Below are 11290 nucleotides of genomic sequence, written 5' to 3'. Positions count from 1 at the left end.
AGTTGCTACCTTGCAGGGTTCTGCATAGCGTTGCAGGTCGGCAACTTTGTTTTAAGCAGTTGACATTGCGCATCAACAGTGTGCTTATCGCACTGTGACTTCGGCAAGTGCCAGGGAGGGGGAGCCCTCCCTTTTTTAATGCAGTAATGGTGAAGTTGCTTGTTCTATCGTACCGCTTTGGTACAACAAAGCACCCATCAGCACAAACAGCACCCCAGCAATAATCTTAAGCGAAATTCCCCAATACGGTGACAGTTGAGCGCCTTTTAGACGTGAAACACGCAGTGCACTATCACGCATAAGATGAACGAACACAGCAATTAAGCAGATTGTGAGTGCTGTGCCGATTGCCATCATCAACGCCGCAATAATTCCCCAAACGTACGCATCAATCACATAGGAAAATAACAGCACCAAAATTGCGCCTGAGCATGGGCGGATCCCCATCGAAAGAATAATCAGTAATTTACTTTTGAACCCTGCTTGTAGCTGGTCAGATTGAATAACATGCTGATGCCCACAACCACAGCTAGCGGACTCCGTTTGCGCCGTGTTATAAATAATTTTTGCTTTTGATTGATTGAGTGGCTGAATACTTCGTAACGTTAAAGCGGCTGGCTTTTTGGGTTTGCTGATTTGCCAAAGACGACGTATCGCACTTACACAAAGAAATGCGCCCAGCAGGATCACAAAAACGTAGCTGATTTGCTCTGCATAAGCACTGGCTTGGTTTAGGTGTTTGGTGGAGAGCTGGAATAAAATTAGCACAAAAGAAACCAGCAAAATTGCCACTAAGCCTTGTAATAAGGATGCCAGTAAGCTGATGAACACACTTTGTTTTAAGTGAGTGGCCTGTGTGGCGATATACGTTGTGATGATTAATTTACCGTGTCCTGGGCCAAGGGCGTGTAAAAAACCATAGGCGAAACTGGCAACGACCAATAATCCCCCCGCATAAAATGGCCGAGTCGCTGTTTCTTGGAGTAGGTAAGATAGCCCTTGGTTTAACTGTTTTTGCCAAACAATACTCAGGTGTAGCCATGAACCCCAATGGGTGTAAACCTGCAAGGCGCAATAAGCGATAAGCAACAATAAGATGACCGCAGCGAGGCATTTTGAATTACGTAGCGAAATTAAGGGCATTGAATATCCACCCGCTGTGCAAATTGCTTACCGAGTGCTAAGTCTTCATCTGGTGTATCACTTTTGTCCAATGAAAACGCATAGGCACGTATGGAGTCTGTAATATTGGCTTCTTCTAACGTCAATTTACAGGTGGCGGCAAGCTCTAAAGGTAGCGTAATTTGCTGCGAGTTTTGGTAGGTCATACTGACATAAAATGAAGGGTCGTAAGTCTGAAGAGTCACATGAGAATCTTTGATTGGCAGCGGTTGCATTAATGATGCGGTGAAATTAAATACCAAAGAAAACCCATCTTTTTCAAGTCGGTAACTCTCAGGTACACGCTTAAAACTGATTTTTTTTCCTTGATAATAGAAATCAGTGAAATAATCCTGCATTAATACATTCGCCATTACAATGGCTTCTTGTTTTTTCCAGCGTGGATCATCTGTTTTTACCCCTTTGAGTTCATACAAAATATCCGCTGAGGTCATCGGATCCATTTTCCAAACATAGTGGATCCCTGAGTAGTTATCTTGTTTGGTTTCAAGCGTCATTTTCATTTCAATAAAACTGTGGGGGTGAGCTGCGACCTGTGGGGCAATAATCGTTAGCATAATAAAAGAGAAAGGAAGTAATCGCATCGTTTTATACTGTTTAAAGGGTTTGAATTCCCAATGTTATAACATAACGAACGTAAATCGTGAATAATGAAATATGACTAAAATGCGTCACTAAAATAAGAATATGGCAGTTTAAACGATTTAATCATATCTCAATAACAAAACCACTTAAAATAAAGGGTTTTTTATTAACACAATAACAGCGATAATATAAGCGAATAACCTAGTGGTTGTGTTGTTGGATGTCATTAGGTTAACTGCTTAAATATTATCTAGTTACATAGGAATTGAGAACACCATGCCAGTGTTACATAACCAAGTTTCAAATAAAATACTCAAAGAACGCATGTTGGCTGAAACGGAGCCACGTACCACCATTTCTTTCTATAAGTATTTTAATATTCAAGACCCTGCTACATTTCGTAATGAATGGTATCAACAATTCAAAGCGTTAAGCGTATTTGGCCGTGTATATATTGCCAAAGAGGGCATTAATGCACAGATTAGCGTGCCAGCATCTAATGTTGATGCATTACGTGAACTGATTTATCGCACAGATCCTGCATTAAATGATTTGCGCTTAAACATTGCTATTGATGATGATGGAAAATCGTTCTGGGTTCTGCGTATGAAAGTGCGCGATCGTGTGGTTGCTGATGGCATCGATGATGAGACATTTAACCCAGCGAATACAGGGCAATATCTCAAAGCGCATGAAGTTAACGCAATGATTGATGACCCGAATACTGTGTTTGTTGATATGCGCAACCACTATGAATACGAAGTTGGTCACTTTGAAAATGCAGTAGAAGTTCCATCGGACACGTTTAGAGAGCAGCTCCCGATGGCAGTAGAAATGCTGCAAGAGCAAAAAGATAAGAATGTCGTGATGTATTGCACTGGTGGGATTCGCTGTGAAAAAGCGAGTGCTTACATGCTGCATAACGGCTTTAAAAACGTTTACCATGTGGAAGGCGGTATTATCGAATATGCGCGTAAAGCAAAAGAGCAAGGTTTACCTTTACGTTTTAAAGGAAAAAACTTTGTTTTTGATAACCGTATGGGTGAGCGCATTACTGATGATATGTTGGCGCACTGCCACCAATGTGGGGCACCTTGTGATTCGCATACCAACTGCCGTAATGATGGCTGCCACCTTTTGTTCATTCAATGCCCAACCTGCGCTGAAAAATATGAAGGTTGTTGTAGCGCTGCGTGCAATGAAGAAATGAAACTGCCAGAGCAAGAGCAACGCGCACGTCGTGCTGGCCGTGAAGTAAGCAATAAAATTTTTAATAAATCTCGCCACCGGTTATCTGATGGCTTATTAAATAGTGATAATTAATCTAAGCTCACGCTAAAATAATAAAAGCCCTTTCTAGGGCTTTTATTTAATATAAATATTTAAACACATTGTAAATAAAAAACAGTTCAATTCTATTTTTAACGAAAACCTTACTTGCAATATGGCGTTTTTGTGAATAAACCGTACTGTTGCTTATCCCCAATTTTTTGGAAATAATATGGTTGGGTATTTCATTCATCCAGTTATTAATTATTTTTTGCTCTTTCACTGTAAATATAGATGTCTCTGTATTATTGGTTAATTTGGTTATTTTTTCTATTTGATCATAGTCATTAATAACTTTGTCCAATGTTTTAATAATAATATTTTTGGATAAAATAAAGAAGTTATCTTTCAATAACAATGGGTTGTCGGTTAATGGGTAAGGGGCGTTGATATAAATATAAAAACGAATATTGCCTGATAGATTTAATAACCCTCGTAAGGTTGGACAATAGTTAGAATAATGGCAATAATAGGTTAAATTAACGAGAACAATACTTGGTGAGTTTTTATTTATAGATTTAATAGCTTCACTTAAACACCCAGTACTAATAAAATTTAAATCTTTATTTTTTGATAAATATTCGGTGATGCCAAGCCTTGTATAATAACACTCGTCAATAACTAATATCTTCATTGGGAACGTCCTTGTTCGAAAGAGTATTACAATAAAGGGGAATAGCTAGGAAAGTCAACTGAGGAATAATAAAAATAAAGAATGAAATCGTTAATTAAAATTAAACTTGACCAAAACAATAAAAATAAAAAAGTAGTTATATATAATATAACTACTTTGGTGGTGAACAATAAATTTAAGGAATGGATATTGAAAACTCAAATATCCATTTAATCGTTTAGTGTGTTTTAAAATTAAATTCGATGTATTCCCCTGACTCTATTTTATCCACGCCAGCTTGAAGAATATCAATCAATTGTTTTGCGACATCCGTGGTAAGCCACATGGTTTTATCCACGACAGCATCGCTTGAGTTATTATCTTGTTCGGGGAGGTAGTGCAAACGCAACATCATGGCATCATAGGCATCTACGGTGCTGATGTCCCAGCCAACTACTGGGTGAGTTTGAATGACATCATCTTTTCTATTCATAAAACCTCCTAATCAAACAGCGTGATAAATAATAAATATCTATAACTGACTAAGAGCAAATTTCTTGGAATGAATCCACTTTCAGTATAAGGAGATTTCGTTAATAAGGAAGTAAATAAAATATTTTTTTTGCATAAATGACAGGAAATGCACAAATGAAGTGAATATAGCTGGTGAGATTACAGAGGGAAGCGAAAAAAACTTCCCTCATAACAATTAAAATAGGTTGTTTTGCACCTATTTTTTGATAGCAACTGACCAGCGAGAATCTTCACCGGCTAAGAACGGAATTAATTTATCATTGCAGCAATCAATGGATTCGCAAGTGATATTTTGTTCTTTGGTTAGGGTGATATAGCCTTCATTGACAGGTAAATTATAGAATTTAGGGCCATTCAATGAGCAAAAGGCTTCAAAGTGCGCTAAAGCATCTAATTCCTCAAACACGGTTGCATAAGCAGCCAGCGCTGTTGGCGCATTAAACACCCCAGCACATCCGCAAGAAGATTCTTTGCGTGACTGCACATGAGGTGCGGTATCCGTCCCTAAGAAGAAACGGTCACAACCCGATGCAACCGCAGAGCGAAGTGCTTCTTGGTGAATATTGCGTTTTAAAATAGGCAAGCAGAAGAGGTGGGGTCTTACTCCACCCACTAACATATGGTTACGGTTAAACATCAGGTGCTGGGGTGTTAGCGTCGCAGCGGTAAATTCGTTGGCATCCAGAACATATTGTGCGGCTTCTTTTGTTGTGATGTGTTCGAATACCACTTTTAAGTTTGGAAATTGGGCGCGTAATGGTTGCATGACTTGTTCGATAAACAGTGCTTCACGGTCAAAAATATCAATATGGCTAGCAGTGACTTCACCATGAATTAACAACGGCATACCTGCTTTTTCCATTGCGGCCAACACAGGGTATATTTTCTTAATATCAGAAACCCCATGGCTCGAATTGGTTGTTGCATTGGCTGGGTATAATTTACACGCGGTAAAAACGCCTTCTTTAAAGCCACGGATAAGTTCAACGGGGTCTGTTCCATCTGTCAGGTAGCAGGTCATGAGTGGGGTAAATTGGTGACCTTGCGGAACTGCTTGGATAATGCGCTCACGATAGGCTTTAGCAGCTTCAACGGTGGTGACGGGCGGAACTAAATTTGGCATCACAATTGCGCGGCCAAAAAACTCACTGGTGTAGGGAACGACCGTTTTTAACATATCATCATCGCGAAAATGAACATGCCAATCATCAGGGCGGCGGATCGTTAGGGTAGTTACAGTAGTCATTAAACCGGCTCCATAAGGGAAGGTGAGTGATGAGCGAACGCTCAGGCCGGGAAAGAATGATAAAGCGAAAGGGAAAAAATAGCTATGGGAATCGATGATTAAATGCTTTTTGAGAAAAAAGATAAATAATAGAAAGCAAAAAGCCTGCTTAAATTTCTTTAAGCAGGCTTCTCTAAATATTGGCTCCTCCAGCTGGACTTGAACCAGCGACATACGGATTAACAGTCCGCCGTTCTACCGACTGAACTATGGAGGAACTCCTTGGTACGCAGAGGATATTAGCTTCCTCTAAAGGGATTGTCAAAGGAGAATATCGAAAAAATGTTTGTTTGCCTGTTATCTGTGCGAACTGAGGGAAGTTTGCTCGAAAATGAGGGGTGGTAATCTTTTGAAGGAGAACAGAAGAGAAAAAATTTAACAGTAATGGTGATTTTTTGTGTCTTTAACGTATTGATGACAGTGGTTAACAAAGGTAACCACTGTCATCATTGCGAATATGATACGCTAACGCGGGATCACTAAAACGGGCTGAGAAATATCATCCAGTAAACTCCGGGTGACCGACGTATTTAGCCAGCGACTAAATGAAGAAAGATGACGGTGGGAAATAATCAGTAAGTCACAGTCATGTTTTTCCATCTGCCTGGGGATTGTTTCGATAGGGGTCCCTGCGACAAGCAGGCCTTGTGTTTTAAACCCCATATTTGTCAATGCACTGGTAACATCCTTTAGCTGCTTCTGTGCTAAGGCTTCTTCCCGCTGAGCGGCTGGGTACTCATCGCGTTCATCACTATTTTCACTTAGCGGAGTTCGACTGAGCGCAAAGGTATTATCAACAACAGTTAAGACAATCACATTGTGAATACAGCCTGTCATGCATTGCATAAAATTGAGAGCATTACTGCTATTTTCGAAGCTATCGACCGCCAACAATATATTTTTAATCATTTTTATCTCCTAATTAGCGGATTAAACCGCACTTTTAAAATTGGATTCCCCTTTTTTCCAATAGCCTTTCGCGAAAAGGGCGGTTTTGGGGATCCCTCTTTCATTGATAAAATGATTTTTCAAATAAACCGCAATTTGTTGCTCGCAGGCTAACCAAACTTGGCCTATCTCTGCAGGTAAAGCGCATTGAGTTATTGCTCGAACAAGGGAGCTATTCATCACACTATCGTAATGGCGGTCACGAATTTGCCAGCTATTGACGATTAAATCAGGGTAATTAAGTGTTTGAATTTCTTTTTCGCTACTCACTTCGGCAAACCAGAAAACAGGCATCGGTTCAGTCAATGAATCAAGAATACGATGCATCGCGGGGAGAGCGGTTTCATCCCCTAATAAAAGCAACCAACCTGCTTCGGGTAAAGGTTTAAATCCCCCAGAGCAAGGCCCTGCAAATCCGAGTTTATCATCAACTAATGCATTTTCTGCCCAACAAGAGGCAGGGCCATCACCGTGTAAAACCATATCTATATCTATGGTTCTATTAATTTTATTGATTCCACTTATAGTGTAGGCTCGACCTGCCAAGCTTTCTTTCCAAGGAAAAAATACCTTGACCCAACTTGCTGGTTCGTAAGCTCTTAAATCATCTAAAAATTTATCAACATCATTGCCACTTAAGGTAACGCGCCGCATTTTTTCTGTTAATGATTGCACCGCGCTGACGGTGGCTTCTCGTTTACGCCTAGTATCTTTTTCTAATATGTCACCAACAATTTTATTCATTGTCTTGTTCATTAGCGGCTCCCATCCAGTGTATTGATACTCACATCAGCGGACATACCAACACGTAGCGCATTCATTGTTGCAGCACTCTCTTTATTGATATCAAAGATTATTTTCACAGGAATACGTTGTACAATTTTTGTGAAGTTACCTGTTGCATTTTCAGGCGCGACAGGGGAAAAACTCGCGCCTGATGCTGGTGCGATACTGTCAACATAGCCTTTAAGGGTTTGACCTGGAAATGTATCAATACTGATATCGACAGGTTGTCCATGGGTAATGTTCTGCAACTGGGTTTCTTGGTAGTTGGCAATAATATAAAGCTTGTCTTGGGGGACAATCGCCATTAGTGCGTCACCTGGCTTAACAAATTCACCCACCCGCAGGCTTTTTTTACCCACGACCCCACCAATCGGCGCGGTAATGCGGGTATAAGACAGGTTCAGTTTTGCCATCTCTTTTTTTGCTTGTGCCAATGTTAGTTCAGCATTGCTATCAGCTTGTTTAGCCTGTAAAACTTGCAACATATTGTTAGCCGCTTTTAACGATGCTTCCGCTTGTGCAACACTGGCTGCCATCGTTTGTACGCGAGTCGTTGCCTGTTGCGCTGCTTGCTGTGAGCCCGCACCTGTTGTCGCCATTTTGTGATAACGCGTTTTTTCTTGGTAAGCAAATTGCAGTTCAGCTTGTGCTGATTGTAATTGTGCTTTGGCCGCAGAAATTAATGCATGTTGGCGTGCTAAATTGGCTTTTGCATCATCTTGGCGCGCTCGCGCTGAGTTTTCTTGTGCAGTCGCTTGAGCTAGCGCGACAGTAAATTCCCGAGGATCGATTTCCGCTAATAATTCGCCTTCTTTCACCCATTGATTGTCTTGAACAAGTACTTGGGTAACGACACCTGAAATTTGAGGTGAAATTCGTGAAATATCGGCACGAATATAAGCATCATTGGTATTTTGCATCGTTTTTTTAATAGCGAATTTATTAATTAATAACCCGCCAACAACGACTAAAATGCCTGCAATAGCCAGTGCAACACCTTTATTAATTTTAATTTTACTCATAGTTAATTCCTGATAATCAATAACTAAGCCGCGGCCACAGACCGTGGCGGATAAATACGGGTTGGCATCACAACAATTAGCCCTGTTAACAGCAGTGCTAAACCTGAAACCAACATATAAAGGTCAGAGCTCGCCAGAACATAACCTTGGCTGGAGGCAAGTTGGGTTAGCTCACCAATAGATTCTGAGGTTGTGCGATAGGCTGTGCCGTAACTGTCGGCAATCACACCGGAGTGAAAATCACCACGCTGGCGGTTTAATAGAGCAATCACTCCACCCGCAGCCGTTGCTGCGAAGCCTTTGACTGCGTTAAACCATGCTGCGGCAAAAGGGCCATCGGTCGGTAAAAGCCCCCCAGTTGCCATCATCAACAACGGAATAACGGCCATTGGTTGCGCTATGGCTTGCAGTAGAGAAATGGTTTTAAAATTATTGCCATGCCAATCAGGGGTAAGCTGCGATGCAAGTACGCAGGCGGTTGCCATCAACAACAAGCTGATGGCTAGTACCCAGCGGCAGTCCACTTTCGGGGTATTACAAATAATTGCAACGATAGGCAACGTAATCAGTTGGGGGAGTGATACCCACAGCATCATGTCCGAGGTCTGTTCGAGTCGATACCCTTGGATGACGGATAAATAACCTGAAGTAATATTGACTAGTGAAACCATAATCAATAGAACTCCACCCAAGGTTATTAATGAAAACGAAAGGTTTCGTTTGCCAAGCAGCTGTAAATTAAAAAACGGCAATGGGTGATACCATTCGTTGATTAAGAACAGAGCAAGTAACCCTAACCCACCAATTAATAAGACATAAATGAGTGAAGAGTTTAGCCAATCGAGACGTTCACCTTGGGATATTCCCACAGTAAGCATCGCTAAGGCACTTCCCCCAAGAGTTAAACCACGCCAATTAAATTGTTTCAGGCGCTCTAATCGAAGGGGATCTTGGGGTAAACCGTAGCCAATACAGATGGTTGCGATAGCCATTAACGGCAAATTCCAATAAAAATACCCGCTCCATCCCCAGTGAAATGCAAAGGCCGCCGCGGTGGCACCAAACGTGGCGCTCCATGCGGAAACCCACCCATAAGCACCTAACCCTAAAACCTTAATTAGTGGTGGCATAAAGCGCAGTACTACGGTCATCAACATGGGAGGTAAAGCACCACCAGCGAAGCCTTGCAAACTACGGATTGCCAATAACCCTGTATAGTGATCCCCTAACCAAGGTGTGATTAACCCACCCAAGAGGTAAATTGAGCACATCACTAAGGCAACACGGCGTAATGAAAATGTCGGCCAAAAACACGGTGTAAAACCCGAGCCAATAACAAAACCTGTGACATAACAGGTGATTAACCAACTTCCTGTATCAATATTTAACGCCATTGCGCCTTGAATATCGCCAAGGGCGAACTTGCTAGCGTTTTCTCCTACGCCACTCGCCATGACCGCTAAAAAAACGCCAAATAGCCCCATCCATGTGCGACCATTGATTTCACCGGCACTGGCTATCCATTTGTTTTTATGAGGTTGCGTAATAGACGCATCAACCATTTCAAACTCCTGCTATTTCAATCACTGTTCTATCAATTTGTGCAGTAGTATCTAAATTTTGATTGATTGTTTAAAATGAAATGATGTAATTAAGTTATTGCAAAAAATGCAATCCATGGGCGAGGGAAGATATGCCACAGAAAATTGATTTTAATTTAATTTATGCGCTGAATTTATTACTGGAAGAGGGCAGTGTTAGTGGTGCTGCGGAAAAAATGAATTTAAGTGCGCCTGCAATGAGCCGCATTTTAGGCCGTATACGTGAGCAATTTAAAGACCCTATTTTAGTGCGAGCAGGGCGAAAACTGGTTCCTACACCGAGGGCGTTAGAGCTTAAACAACAATTGGCTGAGATTATTGCTCAGGCTCAAGCATTAATTGAGCCTGATGAGTTATTTCATCCCGAAACCCTTGAAAGAACATTTGTCATTCGGGCGAATGATATTTTTATTGGGGCATTAGGTGGTGGCTTATTAGAAACCTTACGTAAGATGGCACCGCGCAGTAGTTTAACGTTTATTGCAGAGAGTGATTCTGAGGACGACTTTTTACGCAGTGGTAAAGTGGATTTGGTTATTGGTTCATCACGGGATTGGCATCCTGAAATTAAAGCCCAAAGTTTATTCACAAGCACATTCCAAGCGCTAGTCCGTCATGGGCACCCAATTTTGGGTAATGTGACACCAGAAACGTTAACGCATTATCCACACATTAGTGTATCGCGAAGAGGGCGTACTTTAGGGCCGATTGATGATGCGCTGCGTGATTTAAAGCTGGAACGTAAGGTTGCGCTGACTTTGCCGAGCTTTCACTCTGCGATGATGCTAACGATGAAGTCTGATTATATCCTACCGTTGCCTCGCCATGTATTGCAGGGCGTGAAAAGCATTAATTTACCGCTGGTTGAAATTGAATTACCCATTGAGTTGGAGTCCATCTTTATTGTGCAAGCATGGCATCCCCGTTTGGATAGAGACCCTGCACACCAATGGTTACGTCAAACGATTAAGCAATTTTTTCTTGAGAAAGAATAACGAGTAACAAACGTCAGATAGCAAAAAGCCCGCATTAAGCGGGCTTTTTAAATTTGGCTCCTCCAGCTGGACTTGAACCAGCGACATACGGATTAACAGTCCGCCGTTCTACCGACTGAACTATGGAGGAATTGCATTGTTCCTGAGAACGAGGCGCATATTACCCATCCTGTTTCCTGTTGTAAAGCATAAAAATAAAAAAAATGGTCAAGTGGGTGTTAAATAAACAAATTGGCGATTATCTGTTCCTAAACCGCTGATTTTAAGTAAATGAGGAAGGTAGATAACACGAATATAAGTGAGGAATATATGAGAATGGAGATGGTGAATGCGAGATAGCAAAAAGCCCGCATTAAGCGGGCTTTTTAAATTTGGCTCCTCCAGCTGGACTTGAACCAGCGACATACGGA

At 41.5% G+C, this 11290-nt stretch carries 12 protein-coding genes and 2 tRNA genes; 2 read left to right on the top strand and 12 right to left on the bottom strand.

Translation table 11 applies throughout. The annotated features are described in order from the left end of the window. Nucleotides 1–135 precede the first annotated feature (135 nt). Together AC4IFO_RS14950 and AC4IFO_RS14945 are read right to left on the bottom strand one after the other, a co-directional pair. Complete coding sequence (locus tag AC4IFO_RS14950; RefSeq protein WP_490735509.1) at nucleotides 136–1143, bottom strand: nickel/cobalt transporter; 1008 nt, start codon at nucleotides 1141–1143, stop codon at nucleotides 136–138. Next, nucleotides 1134–1766, bottom strand: a complete 633-nt coding sequence (locus tag AC4IFO_RS14945) for a DUF1007 family protein (protein ID WP_490735507.1) — start codon at nucleotides 1764–1766, stop codon at nucleotides 1134–1136. The genes AC4IFO_RS14950 and AC4IFO_RS14945 overlap by 10 nt, the downstream gene beginning before the upstream one ends. Nucleotides 1767–2043: 277 nt before the next feature. Between AC4IFO_RS14945 and trhO the strand changes: the two genes are divergently transcribed. Next, complete coding sequence (gene trhO / locus AC4IFO_RS14940; RefSeq protein ID WP_490735505.1) at nucleotides 2044–3090, top strand: oxygen-dependent tRNA uridine(34) hydroxylase TrhO; 1047 nt, start codon at nucleotides 2044–2046, stop codon at nucleotides 3088–3090. A gap of 46 nt (nucleotides 3091–3136) precedes the next feature. Here the strand turns inward: trhO and AC4IFO_RS14935 are convergent, their stop codons facing one another. The 8 genes from AC4IFO_RS14935 to AC4IFO_RS14900 form a co-directional block, all read right to left on the bottom strand. Beyond that, nucleotides 3137–3730: a LuxR C-terminal-related transcriptional regulator gene (locus tag AC4IFO_RS14935; protein ID WP_490735503.1), complete on the bottom strand. Its 594-nt coding sequence runs from the start codon at nucleotides 3728–3730 to the stop codon at nucleotides 3137–3139. Between the two features lie 217 nt (nucleotides 3731–3947). Then, complete coding sequence (gene bssS, locus AC4IFO_RS14930) at nucleotides 3948–4202, bottom strand: biofilm formation regulator BssS (RefSeq protein ID WP_490735501.1); 255 nt, start codon at nucleotides 4200–4202, stop codon at nucleotides 3948–3950. 237 nt (nucleotides 4203–4439) lie between these two features. Next, complete coding sequence (pyrC, locus tag AC4IFO_RS14925) at nucleotides 4440–5489, bottom strand: dihydroorotase (protein WP_490735499.1); 1050 nt, start codon at nucleotides 5487–5489, stop codon at nucleotides 4440–4442. Between the two features lie 180 nt (nucleotides 5490–5669). Continuing rightward, nucleotides 5670–5745 (bottom strand) — tRNA-Asn (locus AC4IFO_RS14920). Between the two features lie 248 nt (nucleotides 5746–5993). Further along, entirely contained in the window at nucleotides 5994–6437 is a 444-nt protein-coding gene (locus AC4IFO_RS14915) for a universal stress protein (protein WP_490735497.1), read from the bottom strand. Between the two features lie 21 nt (nucleotides 6438–6458). Then, on the bottom strand, nucleotides 6459–7232 hold the full coding sequence (locus AC4IFO_RS14910; RefSeq protein ID WP_490735495.1) for a siderophore-interacting protein: 774 nt from the start codon (nucleotides 7230–7232) through the stop codon (nucleotides 6459–6461). Beyond that, nucleotides 7232–8284: an HlyD family secretion protein gene (locus AC4IFO_RS14905; RefSeq protein ID WP_490735493.1), complete on the bottom strand. Its 1053-nt coding sequence runs from the start codon at nucleotides 8282–8284 to the stop codon at nucleotides 7232–7234. The genes AC4IFO_RS14910 and AC4IFO_RS14905 overlap by 1 nt, the downstream gene beginning before the upstream one ends. A 23-nt stretch (nucleotides 8285–8307) precedes the next feature. Further along, entirely contained in the window at nucleotides 8308–9846 is a 1539-nt protein-coding gene (locus tag AC4IFO_RS14900) for an MFS transporter (protein ID WP_490735491.1), read from the bottom strand. A gap of 131 nt (nucleotides 9847–9977) precedes the next feature. Here AC4IFO_RS14900 and AC4IFO_RS14895 point away from each other — a divergent pair, with 131 nt between their 5' ends. Continuing rightward, a complete protein-coding gene (locus AC4IFO_RS14895) occupies nucleotides 9978–10880 on the top strand; it encodes a LysR family transcriptional regulator (protein ID WP_490735489.1) in 903 nt (300 codons plus the stop codon). Between the two features lie 54 nt (nucleotides 10881–10934). Here the strand turns inward: AC4IFO_RS14895 and AC4IFO_RS14890 are convergent. Next, nucleotides 10935–11010, bottom strand: a tRNA-Asn gene (locus AC4IFO_RS14890). A 77-nt stretch (nucleotides 11011–11087) separates the two neighbouring features. Then, nucleotides 11088–11290, bottom strand: a 203-nt coding sequence (locus tag AC4IFO_RS14885; RefSeq protein ID WP_490735487.1) for a hypothetical protein, incomplete at its 5' end; no start/stop codon positions are given.

It is taken from the genome of Providencia sp. UF-224 (assembly GCF_058245955.1).
The sequence above is the reverse complement of the archived record's forward strand: the minus strand, read 5'-3'. Positions and strand labels throughout refer to the sequence as shown.